The 17,118-nt window shown below is 71.2% G+C and carries 15 protein-coding genes; 2 read left to right on the top strand and 13 right to left on the bottom strand.

Going from position 1 to position 17,118, the window contains the following annotated elements:
- Positions 1 to 79 precede the first annotated feature (79 nt).
- The 7 genes from AC1DE0_RS10065 to AC1DE0_RS10035 all read right to left on the bottom strand — a co-directional run bounded on the left by AC1DE0_RS10065 (position 80) and on the right by AC1DE0_RS10035 (position 7,843).
- Positions 80 to 958, bottom strand: a complete 879-nt coding sequence (locus tag AC1DE0_RS10065) for a tetratricopeptide repeat protein (RefSeq protein ID WP_478099918.1) — start codon at positions 956 to 958, stop codon at positions 80 to 82.
- Positions 955 to 1,965, bottom strand: coding sequence for a VWA domain-containing protein (locus AC1DE0_RS10060; protein WP_478099916.1), 1,011 nt, complete (start codon positions 1,963 to 1,965; stop codon positions 955 to 957). Before AC1DE0_RS10060 ends, AC1DE0_RS10065 begins: the two co-directional genes overlap by 4 nt.
- Positions 1,962 to 2,951, bottom strand: coding sequence for a VWA domain-containing protein (locus AC1DE0_RS10055; RefSeq protein WP_478099914.1), 990 nt, complete (start codon positions 2,949 to 2,951; stop codon positions 1,962 to 1,964). Before AC1DE0_RS10055 ends, AC1DE0_RS10060 begins: the two co-directional genes overlap by 4 nt.
- The gene (locus tag AC1DE0_RS10050; RefSeq protein ID WP_478099912.1) at positions 2,942 to 3,424 is read right to left on the bottom strand and encodes a hypothetical protein; all 483 of its coding nucleotides are present in this window, start codon (positions 3,422 to 3,424) and stop codon (positions 2,942 to 2,944) included. The genes AC1DE0_RS10055 and AC1DE0_RS10050 overlap by 10 nt, the downstream gene beginning before the upstream one ends.
- On the bottom strand, positions 3,411 to 4,298 hold the full coding sequence (locus tag AC1DE0_RS10045) for a DUF58 domain-containing protein (RefSeq protein ID WP_478099910.1): 888 nt from the start codon (positions 4,296 to 4,298) through the stop codon (positions 3,411 to 3,413). The genes AC1DE0_RS10050 and AC1DE0_RS10045 overlap by 14 nt, the downstream gene beginning before the upstream one ends.
- A 45-nt stretch (positions 4,299 to 4,343) precedes the next feature.
- Positions 4,344 to 5,567: an AAA family ATPase gene (locus AC1DE0_RS10040; RefSeq protein ID WP_478099908.1), complete on the bottom strand. Its 1,224-nt coding sequence runs from the start codon at positions 5,565 to 5,567 to the stop codon at positions 4,344 to 4,346.
- A 140-nt stretch (positions 5,568 to 5,707) separates the two neighbouring features.
- Positions 5,708 to 7,843, bottom strand: coding sequence for a DNA gyrase/topoisomerase IV subunit B (locus AC1DE0_RS10035; RefSeq protein ID WP_478099906.1), 2,136 nt, complete (start codon positions 7,841 to 7,843; stop codon positions 5,708 to 5,710).
- Between the two features lie 383 nt (positions 7,844 to 8,226).
- Between AC1DE0_RS10035 and AC1DE0_RS10030 the strand changes: the two genes are divergently transcribed.
- Both AC1DE0_RS10030 and AC1DE0_RS10025 read left to right on the top strand, forming a co-directional pair.
- Entirely contained in the window at positions 8,227 to 8,451 is a 225-nt protein-coding gene (locus AC1DE0_RS10030; RefSeq protein ID WP_442292409.1) for a DUF7455 domain-containing protein, read from the top strand.
- Between the two features lie 68 nt (positions 8,452 to 8,519).
- Entirely contained in the window at positions 8,520 to 9,011 is a 492-nt protein-coding gene (locus AC1DE0_RS10025; RefSeq protein WP_478099903.1) for a DUF456 domain-containing protein, read from the top strand.
- A 108-nt stretch (positions 9,012 to 9,119) separates the two neighbouring features.
- Here the strand turns inward: AC1DE0_RS10025 and AC1DE0_RS10020 are convergent, their stop codons facing one another.
- The 6 genes from AC1DE0_RS10020 to AC1DE0_RS09995 all read right to left on the bottom strand — a co-directional run bounded on the left by AC1DE0_RS10020 (position 9,120) and on the right by AC1DE0_RS09995 (position 16,492).
- Positions 9,120 to 9,518, bottom strand: coding sequence for a DUF3040 domain-containing protein (locus tag AC1DE0_RS10020; RefSeq protein ID WP_478099901.1), 399 nt, complete (start codon positions 9,516 to 9,518; stop codon positions 9,120 to 9,122).
- A 74-nt stretch (positions 9,519 to 9,592) separates the two neighbouring features.
- Positions 9,593 to 10,852 (bottom strand): DNA polymerase IV, encoded by a 1,260-nt coding sequence (gene dinB, locus AC1DE0_RS10015; RefSeq protein ID WP_478099899.1) that lies wholly within the window; start codon positions 10,850 to 10,852, stop codon positions 9,593 to 9,595.
- A gap of 45 nt (positions 10,853 to 10,897) precedes the next feature.
- Entirely contained in the window at positions 10,898 to 11,662 is a 765-nt protein-coding gene (locus AC1DE0_RS10010) for a class I SAM-dependent methyltransferase (protein WP_478099897.1), read from the bottom strand.
- Between the two features lie 75 nt (positions 11,663 to 11,737).
- A complete protein-coding gene (locus tag AC1DE0_RS10005; RefSeq protein ID WP_478099895.1) occupies positions 11,738 to 15,685 on the bottom strand; it encodes a DNA polymerase III subunit alpha in 3,948 nt (1,315 codons plus the stop codon).
- 5 nt (positions 15,686 to 15,690) lie between these two features.
- Positions 15,691 to 16,158 carry an SAV_6107 family HEPN domain-containing protein gene (locus AC1DE0_RS10000; protein ID WP_478099893.1) on the bottom strand — a complete coding sequence of 156 codons (468 nt, stop codon included), beginning with the start codon at positions 16,156 to 16,158 and terminating at the stop codon, positions 15,691 to 15,693.
- A 34-nt stretch (positions 16,159 to 16,192) separates the two neighbouring features.
- A complete protein-coding gene (locus tag AC1DE0_RS09995; protein WP_478099891.1) occupies positions 16,193 to 16,492 on the bottom strand; it encodes a DUF6504 family protein in 300 nt (99 codons plus the stop codon).
- Between the last annotated feature and the right edge of the window lie 626 nt (positions 16,493 to 17,118).

The raw sequence follows: 17,118 nt of genomic DNA, 5'->3' as shown, positions 1-17,118 counted from the left end.
ACTGAGCTCTCGACCGGTGAGGTTCGGTCACCTCAGCCAAGGTCGAGTGCCCACTTTCCGGCGTTCGAGGGCCCATGGATCACCAGGGCTTGGGATAGGGCGCCGAGCCGTCGCCCGGCACGGACTGGTCGCCCTGCTGTTGCTGCTGGTTGCGCTCGATGGTGTTCTGGCGCTGCTGCTCCTTGAGGTAGTCCTGCTCCTCCTGGCTCGGGGTGTTGCCGGGGTCGGGCGTCGGCTGCGGGGGCTGGCTCGGCCCGGGCTGGGGCTGCTGGTCGTTCTGCTGCTGCGGGGGTTGGGACGGAGCGCCGGAGCGCTTCTGCTCCATCCGCTGCTGAGCCTGCTGGAGCTGGTCGCCCGTCTGGCCTCCCTCGGGCGCCTCACAGAGCGGCGGGCGCTCCTTGGTGATCTTGATCCCCTTGTCGTAGAACTGCTTCCACTCGTCGGTGCGCTCGCGGGCCTTGGCGGCATCGCCCAACGCCTCATAGGTCAGCCCGAGGTTGACCCGCACCTTGCAGTCGTCGATGCCGCCCTTGGGCACCTCCTCGAAGGCCTGCTCGAACCAGGGCCTGGCCAGCTCGTAGTGGCCCGACAGCACGTGGGCGTCACCGATGGCGAACGGTGACCTGAACTGCTCGACGACATTGACCCAGCCCTGACGCTCGCCCCAGACCAGGGTTCGCGGCTTGTCGCCGGCCTCGTAGGCGGAAAGCGTCTGGGCGTGGACGAGGTTGAGCGACAGCAGCCGTGCCGCGACGAGGACGAGGAGCACGACCACGGGTGCCGAGGCGAGCAGCAGTCGCCGCCTGCGACGTCGCAGATGGGGCGGCAGCGGTCGGCGCTCCGGGCGGAGCAGGCCGAACCACCTCCGGCGACGGGCCGACCCGTCGAGCGTGGCGACAGCCGAGTCGTGGGAGTTGCCTGCTTCTGGTCCCGCAGGTCGTTCGTCGAGGATCGTCACGGGCCCGGCTCCTTGCGTCGGCGGGTCTGGAGCAGCGCGGTGGCGGCAGCGCCGATCTCCCAGGCTGCGATCCCGGCGACACCGATGAGCAGCGGCCAGTAGAGCTCACGCCGGGCAAGCACCTTCTGCTTCTCGATCTCCTCGCTCGTGCCGAAGCGCTCGAGGTCGACGCCGGCGACGGCGGGGTCGATCGAGTCTCCCGACGTGCGGTGCAGGTAGGGCAGCCCGAGCTGCCCGGCGATGGCGCGCAGGGTGTCCTCGCTGATGACCGACCGGGCATCCTCCCCCGTTGTGGGGTCCTTGATGTAGTCGCGGCTGGAGTCGAACCGCGAGCGGGTCGCCTTCATGCGGCCGCCTTCGGTGGTGCCGTAGCCGAGCACGGCTCCCCCGTTGACCAGGCCCTTGGCGATGTCGAAGGGCGCCGGCGGGTCGGAGGCGGTCTGCTCGCCGTCACCGAGGTAGTAGACGACGCGTCCTCGTTCGGGCGCACGCGCGGCCGCCTGCTCGAGCAGGGACTTGAGGCGGTCCTTGGCCTGGGTCACCGACGAGCCGCGCGACACCTCGTAGGACTCCGGCAGCAGCGTCTCGACAGCGGCGTCGAGCGCGGTGGTATCGGTGGTCAGCGGCAGGCGTACGCGGGCGTCCTGGTCGAACGTGACGACCGAGTAGCGAGCGCCGGGCAACGCCTCTGCGATGGCCGCGATGTCGGCCGCGACCCCCTCGATGCGCGGGCGCTCGTCGGCGTAGTCCTCGGCGATGATGCTGCTCGTGGTGTCGACGACGAAGTACACGTTCAGGTTGGCCGCCGTCGTGTCGACCTGCTCCCCCGGCACGGCCGGACGAACGGCGGCGAGCCCGAGCAGCAGCGCGGCCGCCGTGAGCCGCCAGTGCGTCGCCCGGGACTCCCCCGGCACGGTGCGGGAGGTCGGGTTCCACCAGACGGCGGCCAGCGCGGCCACGAGCAGCACGAGCAGCACCGGCCACGGCGCGACGGGCAGGAAGGTCACGAGGCCCACCTCCGGCTCGCACCGACCACCCCGAGCAGGCCGATGCCGGCGAGCGCGATGGGGAGGGTCGGGTTGTCGGAGTAGAGGGAGCGAGAGGCTGCGTCGATGAGCGTGGCCTCCTGGGCCTGCACCGAGTCGACGATCCCCTTGATGGCGGACGGGTCGCCCATCGCGTAGTACTGCCCACCGGTCCCGGTCACGATCTGACGCATCTCGACCGCCTCGTCGTCGGGCCCGTCCTCCTCCGGGTTCAGGCCGTAGACGCGTACGCCCTTGGCCTTGGCCAGCTCACCGGCCTCGTCGACGTCGATGATCGGGCGGCCGGCGACGTGGTTGTCGGTGGCGAAGACGACCGAGCGCGCACGCTGGAGGTCGACCTTGTCGAAGCTCGACACGCAGGTGGCGAGCCCGTCACCGATGAGCGAGGTGCCGCGGCCGTTGAACGTGCCGGCGAAGAACGAGTCGAGCTCCGGGTCGCCGCTCAGCGCCTTGGTGGCGGTGTCGAGCTCGTCGTTGATGAAGTCGTAGTCGTCGGTGAGCGGGAAGACGGTGGCCGCCGACGAGTTGAAGATGACCAGGCCGATGCGCTCGCCCTGGAAGCTCTTGACGAGCGACGTGAAGGTGGCCACGAGCGTCGCGTCGTAGGCCGCCATGGAGCCGGAGATGTCGAGGCACAGCATGATGTCGCGGCTGCGGGTCTGCGGCTTGTCGACGGTCGTGTCGAGAGGGCGGGCGGYCCCCACGAGAGCGGCCCCACCGAGCAGCACGGCGCTCAGGGCGAGGACCGCCATGCGGATGCGGTGGAGCCGCAGGGCCCGGCGGTACGCGGGCAGCTCGGTCAGAGCGGTCGAGTTGGCCACGGCCGCGGCAGCCCGCGCGGAACGCCGCGACATCCTCCGGTGCACGAGGAACGCCACCGCCAACGAGAGCAGCACGCCGAGGGAGAGGACGGCGGGGTACTTGAGGTCGAGTCCGCTCAGCTCCACCGCGCCACCACCTGCTTCGCCACGTCGCCGGCACCGACCAGCGTGGCCGTCTCGCGGGGGCCGAACTCGCCGGGGTAGAGCGTGCCGACGACCTCCGAGACCGGGGTGAGCCGCGCACCTCTGGCGTTGAGCTCGGTGAGCGTCATCGTCGGGGCGTGGATGCCGGAGACCTCCTGGACGAAGTGGCGCACGAGCACGCTGAGCTGCTGGTGGGCCCGGCGCTGGGTGATCTCACCGGCGGCGGCGCGGCCGAGCACGAGGTCGATCTGGCGCGTGTAGTCGGCCCGGAGCCTGGTGAGGCGGTCGGTGGTGACCCGCGGCGGCACGACGACCTTCGGCTCCCGGGTCGACCACCACACCCAGGCGTACCAGGCGGCCACGAGCGCGAGGACCGCGATGCCGATCCACAGCCACCGGGCGGCATACGGGTCGGGGGCGTAGAAGCCCGGCGGGGGCGCGTCAGCGGCGCGCACGGCGCTGCCTCTCGAGAAGCGCGAACATCGTCTCGACGACCTCGTCGGAGGACCCGAGACGCGCGTGGTTGATGCCCCGCCGGTCGAGCAGCTCGGTGGTGCGGCGGACGCGTTCGGCCACCGAGGCGGCATACGCCGCGCGCACCTTCGGGTCGAGGCGCACCAGGGTGGGCAGCGTGTAGGTGTCGGCGACGTCATATGCCGTGCGGTCGCCACCGATGGCGGTCGGGTCGGCGTCCTCGACCGTGATCCACAGGATCTCGTGCTGCACGTGCAGGCGCCGCAGGAGGTCGTCGAGGGCCGGGTCGAGCTCCTTGTCGTCGGCGACGACGAGCAGCACGAGGCGGCGCCGCACGTTACGCACGATCCAGCGCAGCTGGGTCGCGAGGTTGCTCTGCTCACCGTCGACGACCGTGGCCGAGTCGACTGCCCGAAGGAGCAGCTCGAGGTGCGCCTCGCTGCCCCGCAGGTCGTGCGCGACGGTGCTGCTCGCCGTTCCCCGCACGAGGCCGACGAGGTCGCCGTGCCCCTGGGCGAGGTAGCCGACGAGCCCGGCCGCCGCGACCGCGACGGCCTTCTTGGACTCACCGCTGCGCGTCGTGGCTGCCATGCCGCGCCCGGTGTCGATGACCAGCATGAGGTTCTGCTTGCGGGTGGCGACGTAGCGCTTCACGAGCGGCGCCTGGTGGCGGGCGGTGGCGCGCCAGTCGATGTCGCGCACCTCGTCGCCGGGCACGTAGTCGCGCAGGTCGTCGTAGTCGAGGCTGCGTCCGTGGAACACCGAGGCGTACTCGCCCTCGAGCAGGCTCCGCGACTTGCGGCGTGCGTGGACGAAGAGCTTGCTCTTCACCCTCGTCAGCAGCGTCGTCGTCATCTCGCGTCCTCGTGAGTCCGGTCCGGCTCGTTCTCGGCCCGGCCCTCAGGGGGTCCGGATGCCGCCGACCATCGCATCGATGATGCCCTCGACGGCCACCTCGTCGGCGGCCGCCTCGAAGCCCAGGGTGACCCGGTGGCGCAGCACCCGGTGCGTCAGTGCCTTGACGTCGTCGGGCACCACGTGGTTGCGCCCGTCGATGAGCGCACGGGCTCGGGCCGCGCTCGTGAAGGCGATGCTCGCGCGCGGACTCGCCCCGAAGTCGACGTAGCCGGCGAGGCGTGGCTCGATGTAGTCGCGCGGGTGGCGCGTGACGTAGCCGATGCCGACGATGTAGTTGATGATCGCCGGGTCGACGTAGACCCGGGTGACGAGGCCCTGCAGGCGCTTGACGTCGGCGACGGAGACGACCGGCTCGGCCGCCGTGGCGAAGATGCCGGAGTCGATGCGCCGCAGCACCTCGGCCTCCTCGGCGGGCGACGGGTAGTCGAGGACGTCCTTGAGCATGAACCGGTCCATCTGCGCCTCGGGCAGCGGGTAGGTCCCCTCCTGCTCGATGGGGTTCTGCGTGGCGAGCACGAGGAACGGGTCGGGCAGCGCGTAGCTCTTGTCACCGATCGAGGTCTGGCGCTCCTGCATCGCCTCGAGCATCGCGGACTGGGTCTTGGCGCTGCTGCGGTTGATCTCGTCGAGCAGCACGAAGTTGGCGTGGACCGGGCCCAGCTGGGTCTCGAAGGTGCCTGCGTGCTGGTTGTAGACCTGCGTGCCGACGATGTCGCTCGGCAGCAGGTCGGGCGTGCACTGGATGCGGTGGAAACGGCCACCCACGGCCTGGGCGATGGTGTGCGCCGCCGTCGTCTTGGCCAGCCCGGGCACGCTCTCGAGCAGGACGTGCCCACCGGTCAGCAGGGCGATCAGGAGGGTCTCCTGCAGGCGGGCCTGACCGACGACCCTCGAGGCGAACGCCGTCGAGATGGCCTCCACGGTCTGGCCGGCCCAGTGCAGCTCGTCGGGGGTGAGGTAACGGGGAGCCGTGGGCGCGGTGCGGTCGGGGGCGGTGTCGATGCCGGCGACCGCCACGTCGTCGTCCGGGTCCTCGGGCGCGCCGGCCAGCTGCTCGGGCTCAGCCGGGGCCACCGGGTCATCCTGCTGCGCGCCGGCGGTGGGCAGCGCGACGGTGAAGGTCTCGCCGTGCCCGTCGAGCCGGCTCTCGGGCAGGTCTGATCGCTCGTCGGCGACCGACTCCTCGGCATTGACGTTGCCCACCATCGATTCCCCTTCTCGACGTGTACCGGCGGAGGGAGTCGCGCCGGCAGGGACACATCGTAAGCACGGCATGCTGTGCCGCGTCGTGAGTCCCCTCAACCTCGGCACACCGCAGGGGGCCGAGAGTGCTCTGTGTCGTGCCGTCAGGCGTCGATGCGCTCGCGGTCGATCTCGGCCGCGGACCCGATGATGAAGTCCTTGCGCGGAGCCACCTCGTTGCCCATGAGCAGCTCGAAGACGCGCTCGGCGGCCTCGAGGTCTCGCATCGTCACCTTGCGCAGGGTGCGGTGGCGCGGGTCCATCGTCGTGTCGGCGAGCTGGTCCGCGTCCATCTCGCCGAGGCCCTTGTAGCGCTGCATCGGCTGCTTGATCTTCTTGCCCGACTTCTCGAGCCGTGCCACGGTGCGCCGCATCTCGTTCTCGTTGTAGGTGTAGATCAGCTCGTTCTTCTTCGCGCCGGCGTTGATCACCTCGAGACGGTGCAGCGGCGGCATCGCGGCGTAGACGCGTCCGGCGTCGACCAGTGGGCGCATGTAGCGGAAGAAGAGCGTGAGCAGCAGGGTGCGGATGTGGGCGCCGTCGACGTCGGCGTCGGTCATGATGATGACCTTGCCGTAGCGGGCCGAGGAGAGGTCGAAGCTGCGGCCCGAGCCGGCGCCGATCACCTGGATGATCGAGGCGCACTCGGCGTTCTTGAGCATGTCGGAGACCGACGCCTTCTGGACGTTGAGGATCTTGCCGCGGATGGGCAGCAGCGCCTGGAACTCGGAGCTGCGAGCCTCCTTGGCGGTGCCCATGGCCGAGTCACCCTCAACGATGAACAGCTCGGAGCGCTCGACCTCGGTGGTGCGGCAGTCGCGCAGCTTCGAGGGCAGTGTCGAGCTCTCGAGGGCGTTCTTGCGGCGCTGCGTCTCCTTGTGCAGCCGCGCGCTGATGCGCGACTTCATCTCCGACACGACCTTCTCGAGCAGCAGCGCGGACTGCTGCTTGTCGCCGCGCTTGGTCGAGGTGAGCTGGGCCGTCAGCTCCTTCTCGACGACGCGCGCCACGATGGCGCGCACGGCGTTGGTGCCGAGGACCTCCTTGGTCTGGCCCTCGAACTGGGGTTCGGCCAGACGCACCGTGACGACGGCGGTCATGCCGGCGAGGATGTCGTCCTTCTCCGGTTTGTCGTTGCCGACCTTGAGCCGCCGGGCGTTGACCTCGAGCTGCTTGCGGAAGACCTTGAGGACCGACTGCTCGAAGCCGGCGACGTGGGTGCCCCCCTTGGGCGTCGTGATGATGTTGACGAAGGACTGGAGCTTCGTGTCGTATCCCTGGCCCCAGCGCAGCGCCACCTCGACCACGCACTCCCGCTCGAGCTCGGTGGGGGTCATGTGGCCGTTGACGTCGAGCACGGGCACCGTCTCGGTGAAGGTGCCGGAACCCTCGAGACGCCACACGTCGGTGATCGGGGTGTCGGGTGCGAGGAACTCGACGAAGTCGGTGATGCCGCCGTGGTGCTGGAAGATCTCCTCGACGGGGCCCTCCTCGCCGGGCGTGCCCGCAAGCCGCCGCTCGTCGCGGATGACGAGCCTCAGTCCCGGCACGAGGAACGACGTCTGGCGCGCACGCCCGAGGATGGCGGCGTAGTCGAGCTCGGCGTCCTTGAGGAAGATCTGGCGGTCGGGCCAGAAGCGCACTCGAGAGCCGGTGACCCCACGCTTGGCCTTGCCGACGACGGGGAGCGCGCTCTTGCGCTCGTACGGCGTGAAGGCGGACTCCGGGGAGTGCGGCGCACCCTGGACGTCGGTGAACGTGCCGGGCTCGCCCCGTCGGAAGCTCATGCCGTACGTCTTGCCCGCCCGGTCGACCTCCACGTCGAGCCGCGCGGACAGCGCGTTGACCACGGACGCGCCGACGCCGTGCAGGCCTCCGGTCGCGGCGTAGGAGGCGCCACCGAACTTGCCACCCGCGTGCAGCTTCGTGAAGACGACCTCCACGCCGGACAGGCCCGTGCGTGGCTCGATGTCGACGGGGATGCCGCGACCGTTGTCGCGCACCTCGATAGACCCGTCGGCGGCGAGGATGACCCGGATGTCGTCGCAGACGCCCGTGAGCGCCTCGTCGACGGCGTTGTCGATGATCTCCCACAGGCAGTGCATGAGGCCGCGCTGGTCGGTCGAGCCGATGTACATGCCGGGACGCTTGCGCACGGCCTCGAGGCCCTCGAGAACCTGGAGGTGGCGGGCGGTGTAGTCGCCGTTGCCGGAGGGTGCGGGACGGGAGGCGGAGGCCACGGGTGTTGATCTCTTTCGGTCGGTGTGCGGCCAGCGGTCGGGCTGTGGAGAGGCTGGCAAGGGCAGCCTAGTCACCGGTGCTGACGGCCCCGTGGAGGCTCGCTGAGCCCGACCGGGCGCCCACGGTCGGGGGTCGCCGGGTATGGAGAAGGGTGACGGACAATCCGTATCGCGGGCCCTCCACGAATCTCTGACACGTAACGATGTTGGTCCGAAGGTGTCTCACTCACCGAGCCTCACCATCGGGAAGCATTCAGCGTGATTCACTGTTGGAACGTCCGCGAGGCGAGAGTGGTACACCGACAGGACCACCCGAGCGTCGTAGGTACATGGCAGGGTTGCCCTCCGGGGAACCCCCTGAGGGAGGAAAGAGGCGAATACAAATGACGACAGCACTGGCACCCGAACTGACTGCTGCTGACCGCTGCGACCGATGTGGGGCACAGGCCTACATCCGCGCCCGCCTCGTTTCCGGCGGAGAGCTGCTCTTCTGCGCGCACCACGGTCGGGAGCACCTCCCGGCCCTGAAGGACAAGGCACTCGACATCCGCGACGAGACGGACCGGCTCAACGAGATCCCGGGCTCCGCTCCGGTCGACGAGCGCTGACCAGCAGAGACACCAGACCCGGCCCTTCCTGACCCCATCCTGACCCGAACGCCGCCGACGGCGCACCCGTGATCACCGCGACGAACGTCATCGTCCTGCTCGCGATGCTCGTGGGCACCGTCGGCATCGTCGTCCCGGTGCTCCCGGGCCTGTTCCTGGTCTGGGGGGCGACGCTCGTGTGGGCGTTCGAGCGTCAGGACGGGCCGGGTTGGCTCGTCTTCGGCATCGCCACCGTCGCGTATGCCGCGGGGGTGGTCAGCCAGTACCTCCTGCCCGGGCGTCGGATGAAGTCGGCAGGCGTGGACGGCTGGATCGTGGCCGCCGCGCTGGCCGTGGCCGTGGTCGGGTTCTTCGTCGTGCCCGTGATCGGGGCACCGCTGGGGTTCGTCGTCGCGATCTACCTGCTCGAGCGCGTCAAGCACCGTGAGCACGCCGCCGCCTGGCGGGCCACGACGCAGGCGATCCGCGCGGTGGCGCTCAACATCGGCATCGAGCTGGCCACGGCCTTCGCGATCATCACGACGTGGGCCGTCGCGGTCTTCGTCACCCGCCCCTCGTGAGGCCTCTCCAAAGGGTCTTGCCCGGCTGAGAACGCAAGAGGACCCCGACATTGCGTCGGGGCCTCTGACGTTCTGGTGGCGGACGGCGTGCGCGCCGTCACTGCCTCGTCACCACTGGTCGCGGCGACGCTTCTCCCATCGCTCCTCGAGCCGTTCCATGAAGCTGGCCTGCTTGGCAGCCCCCGCCTTGCTCTTGCCGGGACGCGGCTTCGGCGTGCCGTCGGCAGCGACCGCGGCGAGCTTGGTCTTGGAGGGCGTGATGGCGTAGACGATGCCGGCGACCATGATCGCGAAGCCCACGGCACCGAGCCAGATGGCACTGCTCATCGCCGAGAACACGACGAGACCCAGCCCGGCCACCCCGGCGATGACACCGGCGATGACACGACCCCGCCCGAGACCTCGAGACTTCGTCTTCTCGATGCGCGACGCAAAGCGCGGGTCTTCGGCGTAGAGGGCTTCCTCCATCTGCTGAAGGAGTGCTTCCTCGTGTTCCGAGAGTGCCACTCGGCACCTCCCTGGTGCGAAATCGACTGTGCCCGAATCGTATGTCGGAAACGGCCGACGCGGACTTCTTTACCTCAGGATAGGTCTCGCCGCTCGCGATTGGAACCCGAGGGTCGGTCAGGCATGAGGCTCGCCGGCCGCACGGATCCGGCACCGAAGCGCGCGCTCGCCCGGTCGACCGCCCGGTCGGCCTCGCGCCACCCGTGCTCCGGCTCGTCGAGGGTGGCCTGGATGGGTGCAACGGCGGTCGGGACGAGGCCTTCGAGGCGCACTCCGACGAGGCGGATGCGGGCCCGCTGGAGGCCGAGCCGGTCGTAGAGCTCGCGCGCCGTCGCGAAGATGTCGCGCGAGACGTCGGTGTGGTGGCGCAGCGTCTTGGCGCGGGTGATCGTCGTGAAGTCGGCGAACCGCACCTTGATGCTGACGGTGCGGCCCGTCATGCCGGCCGACCTGGCGCGGGCGGCGGTGCGGTCGGCCAGCCGCAGCAGCTCGCGGTGGATGCGGACGGGATCGTCGATGTCGTGCGCGAACGTCTCGTCTGCACCGATCGACTTCTCGCGTCGCTCGGGGACGACCGAGCGGGGGTCACGTCCCCAGGCGAGGTCGTGCAGGCTACGGCCGGCGACGTCGCCGAGGGCACGTTGGAGGGTCTCGACAGGTGTGTGCGCGAGGTCGGCGACCGTGCGCAGCCCGAGCCGGTGCAGGTGCTCCTCGGTCTTGTCACCGACGCCCCAGATGGCGCCGACGGGCAGCTGGTGCAGGAACGAGACCACCTCGTCGCGGGGCACGACGATGAGTCCGTCGGGCTTGGCGAGGTTGGAGGCGAGCTTGGCGACGAACTTCGTGGCGGCCACGCCGACCGAGCACGTGATGCCCTGCTCGTCGGCGATGGTGTCGCGCAGCTGCTCGGCGATCTGCGTGGGACGCCCGAGACGGCGTACGGCCCCCGAGACGTCGAGGAAGGCCTCGTCGAGCGAGAGCGGCTCGACGCTGTCGGTGATCGTCGCGAACGTCGCCATGACGGCCTCGGAGATCGCGGCGTAGCGGCGGTGGTCGGGCTCGATGATGACGGCTTGCGGGCACAGTCGCTGGGCCCGGGCCATCGGCATGGCGGACGTGACCCCGAAGGCTCGGGCCTCGTAGGTGGCCGAGAGCACGACCGAGCGACCGCTCGCGCCGCCGATGATGACCGGCTTGCCGCGCAGGTCAGGGCGCGAGATGAGCGACGCGGACGCGTAGAAGGCGTCCATGTCGACGTGCAGCACGGTGCAGCCGGTGTCGTCGGGCGGCTCGGAGCTGCCCCTCGTCGGCGCGGTGAACTGGCGGCGGCTCATGCCGCACCTGCCCACCGACCGGGCCGGGGGCGCACGACCGCCTGGTCAGTCGCGGCGGGCGACGACGTGCAGGGCATTGCCGAGGGTCCGGAGGAAGTCGCGCCCGGGGCCGGAGACGAGCAGGTCGTCGAGCTCGGCGAGGGCGGCGCGGTCGGCCTCGGAGTCGATGAGCGAGGCCGGCACGAGGTGGCCGAGGATGTTGGTGCCGCGCACCACCACGTCGGTGAAGCCGGCGTCGGCGAGCAGGGTCTCGAGCTGCTCGACGTCGAAGCGGCGCGGGAGCGGGTCGGTGCTGCCCCAGCGGCCGGACGGGTCGACGAGGGCTGCGCGCGCCTGGGCGAACTCACCCGAGATGGCCTTGGCGAAGACGACGGCCAGGCGTCCGGAGACCAGCAGCGAGAGCACGCCACCCTGGCCGAGGGCCTGGGCGATGGCGCGCAGCGTGGCCGCGGGGTCGTCGACGAACTCGAGCGTGCCGTGGCAGCAGGCGAGGTCGACGTGCCGGCCAGCGAGGATGCCGTCGAGGGAGTCGCCGTCACCCTGGACGCCGGTGACGCGGTCGACGATGCCGGCCTCACGGGCCCGGCGGGCAAGTGAGGCGAGTGCGTCGGGACTGGGGTCGACGACGGTGACCCGGTGACCGGCCTCGGCCAGCGGGACGGCGACACCGCCGGTGCCGCCACCCAGGTCGAGCACCTCGAGCGGACGACCGAGTCGGGCCCCGCGCTCGTCGGCGATGCGGCCCACCGCCGAGACGACGGCCGACGGTCGGGCCGCTCCGCGTCGCTGGCGGGGCTGGTCGTCGGGCACGGGATCCTCCGTCGGGGAACGTGGTTCGCGCCGTCTCGCATGTGGAGGCGCGTGCGGTTCGTGGGCATGCTCACCCTAGTGCCCCGAGCTTCCCGGACTGGCGTGCCACAGCTTGCGTGGCGGCCCTCCGACCGTGTCTGCGGGCACGAGACCGCTGGTGCCGCGGGCGCCCCTGACGTCGTCGCCAGCCGGCTTGATGTCGGCGTACGGCGACTGCTTGAACCCTGACGCGTGGACGAGCACGCGGCGACCGTCGGGCCCCTCCCCAACACCGGCAGGTGTGCCGTCGTGGCCGGCCAGGGCCCCTGCACGCTCCCATGCTGTCCGGTCGGCGGCGTCGAGCGCGTCGCGCACCGCGGTGATACCCCCGTCGGTCCAAGCCTCCTGGAGGCCAGAGAGCTCCCACGCGCCGGTGGCTCGGATCGAGACGCCCTTGGGGCCGGTGCGCCGCACCAGCCCGCGGCAGAGCAGCAGCCACGAGTGGAAGACGGTGGCGGCATACGGGCCTTGGACGTCCTCGAAGAAGGTGAGGTCGGCGGGGCCGGTGGCGTCGTCGAGCGTGAGGAAGACGACGCGGCGACCGGTGCGGATGGGCGGGGTCTGGGTGGCGACCTTGACCCCGGCGACCCACACCTCGCGGCCGCTGCGGCCCGTGAGCAGGTCACGCGCTCGCGTGACACCCAGCGCGTCGAGCATCGGGCCGTAGAAGTCGACGACGTGCCCGCTCGCGTCGAGGCCGAGCACCTCGAGCTCGGCGCGGACCCGCTCGGGGCCGGTCATCTCGGGCAGCCCGCTCGTCGCCGTGAGGCGGGGCGCGTCGCCGAGGTCGAGCGTCAGCTGGGTGGCGACGTGCTCGGGCGCCCCGGCGGAGGCCTGCGACTGGGCGGCGGCCAGGGCCCGGATGTCGCCGGTGGCCGAGACCGACGAGACCCTCCCCCGTGACGAGCGTGACCGGCTCGCGGCCGAGACCCTGGCCCGCGACGAGCGCTGCGAGGCCGACCAGCGGTCGAGCTCGGCGACGTGGAGCAGCAGGTCTCGCCTGGTGACCCGTCCGCGTCGGCCGAGCCCGCTGCGGGAGCGCCCCACCACCTCCGGACCGTTCTCGCCGCGGCGTGGTGGGCTGCCGAGGTCGATGTCGTGCAGGGAGTCGAAACCGCCTGCCAGCACGAGCTTCTCGGCGACGGGACGCGACACGTGGGCGCGCTGCCAGAAGTCGGAGAGGCTGGAGTACGGCTGCCCGGCGACGATCTGGGCCACCTCGGCCTCGCTGATGCCGTGGACGTCGGCGAGCGAGAGCCGGATCGCCTCGCCGCCGTCGTCGGTGCGCTCGAAGCGGTAGCTGCCGGTGGAGACGTTGACGTCGAGCCCGAGGACCGCGATGCCGAAGGTGCGGGCGTCGTCGAGGATGAGCCGTTTGGGGTACATGCCGGGGTCGTGGGTCAGCACCCCAGCGAGGAAGGCGGCCGGGTGGTGGGTCTTGAGCCAGGCCGACTGGTAGGTCGGCAGCGCGAAGGCGGCCGCGTGCGCCTTGCAGAACCCGAATGACGCGAAGGCCTTGAGGACCTCCCAGATCTTGTCGGCGACCTCAGGCGGGTAGCCGCGGGCCAGGGCGGCCGGGCGCCACCAGTGCTCGATCTGCCGCTGGCCGTCGGGGGTCCCGAGCGCACGGCGTACCTCGTCGGCCTGCGCGAGGGGCACGCCGGTGGTCTCGGCGACGATCATGAGGACCTGCTCGTGGAAGACGACGACGCCCTCGGTCTCCTCGAGCGCGGGGATGAGCGTCGGGTGCAGGAAGGAGGGGTCCTTCCAGCCCTGCCGCGCGTTGAGGAACGGGATGATCATGTCGCTCTTGACCGGACCGGGCCGGAACAGCGAGATGTCGATGATGAGGTCGTCGAAGGTCTGCGGCCCGAACTTGCCGATGAGCTCGCGCTGGCCGGGGCTCTCGATCTGGAAGCAGCCGAGGGTCTTGGTCGAGCGGACGAGCTCGAAGGTCGGCTCGTCGTCGAAGGGCACCTGGGTCTCGTCGTCGAGGTCGATGGTCGTGCCGTCGACGCGCTCGACCTCGTCGATGGCGTGAGCCATCGCCGACTGCATGCGGATGCCGAGGACGTCGAGCTTGAGCAGGCCCATCTCCTCGACGTCGTCCTTGTCGAACTGGCTCATCGGGAAGCCGAGCCAGCTCGCCTCGACGGGGGTGCGGTCGAGCAGGACCGAGTCGGAGAGCACGACCCCGCACGGGTGCAGCGCGATGTGCCGTGGCAGTCCGTCGAGACGCTCGACGATGTCGAACATCAGCTGCAGGCGCGGCACGTCGAGCCCACTCGCCCGCAGCTCGGGCAGCTCGGCCAGGGCGTTGCGCACGTTGCGGGCGGCGATGTGCGGGAACGCCTTGGCCATCGCGTCGACCTCGGGCGGGGGCAGCCCGAGCGCGGCGCCGGCGTCGCGGATCGCGTGACGCACCCGGTAGGTGTCCATCATCGAGACGCAGGTGACCCGCTCGCCGCCGAAGTGGTCGAGGATGCGCTCGTAGATCTCGGTGCGGCGGGCCGACTCGACGTCGATGTCGATGTCGGGCAGCTCGGCTCGAAGCGGTGAGCAGAAGCGCTCCATGAGCAGGCCGTGACGCATCGGGTCGACCCCGGAGATGCCGAGGAGGTAGTTGACGAGGGACCCGGCCCCGGAACCGCGGGCGGCGACCCGCACCCCCATCTCGCGGATGAGGTCGCAGACCTGGGCGACGGTGAGGAAGTAGGTCGCGTAGCCGAGCGTCTCGATGACGCCGAGCTCGTCCTCGAGCCGGTCGCTGACGGCACCGAGCTCGCTCGCGGAGCGACCGGGGTAGCGGGTCGCGATGGACTCGCGGCACCGGCGGGCCAGGACATGGTGCGGGTTGGTGCCGGGACGGATGCCGAGCACGCCGGGCTCGGGCAGGTGCACCGAGCCGATGCCGAGGTCGGAACGGGGATCCTGGACGCACTCGGTGGCGAGCGCCGTGGTGCGGGCGAGCAGCTCGCTCGCCTGCTCGCGGGCGAGCGAACCGCCGCCGACGAGCCCGGGGCCCGAGACCTGCACGACGTCGAGGGCGAGGGCGTGCATGAGCGGCGTCGGGGACAGGTGCCCCGCCGTGGTGACGCGGTCGAGGTGGCGCGCGTCGAGGGCGACGAGCCGACGGGCGGCGTCGAGGACGTCGACGATGGCGGCGTCCTGCGGGTCGGCGTGGCGCACCGCCGCCGTGATGACGCTGGGCACGCCCATCTCGCAGGCGAGGGCGAGCATGCGGCCGGCCTGGCCGAGGCTGCCGGGCTGGTGCTCGGGTCCGCCGTGGCAGACGACCTCGACGGCGACGCCGCCACGCGGCAGCAGTGCGACCCAGCGCTCCAGCGCCGCCCGGGCCCGGTCGCGTCGCTTGGCGAGCACCTCTCGGCCGACGTCGGAGTCGGGCCCCAGGAGCACGACGAGCGGGCTGGGGCCGCCGGCCACCGACGAGGTATGCCGTCCGCTGCGTCGGGCGGACAGGTCCCGATCGGGAGCGGCCGGGCCGGCCGGGCCGAGGTCGGGGTCAGGCCCCGGACGCGCGTGCTCGGCCACGAGGCTCGCGGTGGTGACCGGGTTGCCGCGCTCGCCGCGCAGGTGGGTCGCGGTGACGAGACGACAGAGGGCCGCCCAGCCCTCGCCCGGCGCGAGGCCGGTGGCGCTGCCGCGGGCCAGCACCGTGACGCGCGGCAGCCTGGGGTCGACGAGCGCCCCACCGCGGACCGGGGTGCGCACGGGTCGTCGCCGCTCGGGATGCTCCGGCCCGAGGGCGAGGTCGACACCGAGGATCGGTGCGACGTCGTGCTCCATGCAGGAACGGACGAACTTCACTGCGCCGTAGAGCCCGTCGCGGTCGGTCAGCGCGAGGGCCGGTTGGCCGAAGGCTGCGGCTCGCTCGACGAGCTGGTGCGGCTTGGCCGTGCCGTAACGCATGGAGTAGCCGGACGCGACGTGCAGGTGGACGAAGGCTGGAGTGGTGGTGGTCATGCTGCTCACGCGCTGTTCGCCCGGCTCCTCGTGGCGGGGGCGGCCGAGACGGGGGTGATCGACTGCGGCAGCGGCATCGTCGCCGGGATCCCGAGAAGGTCCTGGACGATCTCGAGGAACATCTCGGCCTGACGCAGCAGGTCGTCGGCCTCGCGGGAGCTGATGTGACCGCCGCGGTCGATGATCGACCGGTGGGCCGAGCACGCGGAGAAGAAGGCAGCCCACTCCCCCAGCTCGGGGGCCACCCCCGGCAGCACCTGCCAGACGCTGCGTGGCCGGGAGCGCGGCGACGGGACGGTGCGGGCGGCGACGAGGGCCGCCGCGGCCCGCAGGGCCCCGAGGTGGGAGTCGCGGTAGCGCTCGGACGCGTCACTCGTGCGGCACGCGGACTCGAGGGTCGCGCGGCCCCGTTCGAGCAGGTCGAGCACGGCGACCGAGATGGGTGGGCGTCGCACGTCGTGGGCGGCGGTCATGGTGGCTGTTCTCCTCTCTCGTCTCATGTCGGTCTCAGTCGGAGACCCGGACGAGCGACCATTGGTCGCCCCTCGGGGACTCGTCGTGGGCGAGGTCGTAGACCCCGGGCGCGAAGGACCACCCCGGGCTCGCCTCGACCCGCCAGACGTGCTGCTCGGCCGCTGCTGCGACCAGCGTCTCGCCGGGGCGCACCTGTGCCTCGTCGGCCTCGAGCGCGTCGCGCCACCAGGCGCGGCGCTCGCGCCACTGGGAGAGGACGCTGCGCACGACGTAGAGGCGACCGCGCCAGATGAACGCCTCCGGAGCCGGTCCTGCCGACGACACGGATGACACGGATGGCTCCGGCACACCTGACGGCTCTGGCGAAACGGACGCATCCAGCGACGCCGACGATCCGCCTTCCCGGCTCTTCTCCCGGCCTCTCTCCCACTCCTGCTCTCTTCTCTGCACCCTCACCTGGACGGAGTCACTGAACCTACGCACCACGACACGTCTCCCTCGGACACGTCGGGCCGGACATCACGACCCGGACCACTTGCGCCCCACACGAGCAGCCCGACAACCAACCGACGACTGACTGACAAACCGACAAAAGTTCGAACACTTGTTCGATGTGAAGAGCGTAACCCCCGGCGCCGACACCGTGTCAAGAACGGCCGGACCGCCCGCTGCGCATCCGGCATACGGCACGAAACGGGCGAACCTGAGTAATCGTGCTCAGGTCCGCCCGTCCGTTCCTCGGAAGGGTTGGGACCGCGGGTTCGGTCCGCGAACGGAGAGGCGCAGGGGTCCTGTCCGCTCACGGATCGGACCCGTTCCGCTGCCCGCCGGCCACCTCGTGCCAGCGCGTCCCGTTGCGCGCCCCCCGGGAATACGGGAGCGTCAGTGGCGTTGGACCTGGGCTCGGCCGACCGGACGGGCATGGACGCACCGGCGCACCGCGACCGGCGCACGACCGA

It is taken from the genome of Terrabacter sp. 05T424, assembly GCF_056396225.1.
This window is presented reverse-complemented; position numbering and strand designations above follow the sequence as displayed.

What these genes read in the sequence shown, in the direction of transcription:
- AC1DE0_RS10045 (WP_478099910.1), bottom strand. Translation starts at nt 4,298, where the DNA reads ATGACGACGACGCTGCTGACGAGGGTGAAGAGCAAGCTCTTCGTCCAC.
- AC1DE0_RS10040 (WP_478099908.1), bottom strand. Translation starts at nt 5,567, where the DNA reads ATGGTGGGCAACGTCAATGCCGAGGAGTCGGTCGCCGACGAGCGATCA.
- AC1DE0_RS10030 (WP_442292409.1), top strand. Translation starts at nt 8,227, where the DNA reads ATGACGACAGCACTGGCACCCGAACTGACTGCTGCTGACCGCTGCGAC.
- dinB (WP_478099899.1), bottom strand. Translation starts at nt 10,852, where the DNA reads ATGAGCCGCCGCCAGTTCACCGCGCCGACGAGGGGCAGCTCCGAGCCG.
- AC1DE0_RS10005 (WP_478099895.1), bottom strand. Translation starts at nt 15,685, where the DNA reads ATGACCACCACCACTCCAGCCTTCGTCCACCTGCACGTCGCGTCCGGC.
- AC1DE0_RS10000 (WP_478099893.1), bottom strand. Translation starts at nt 16,158, where the DNA reads ATGACCGCCGCCCACGACGTGCGACGCCCACCCATCTCGGTCGCCGTG.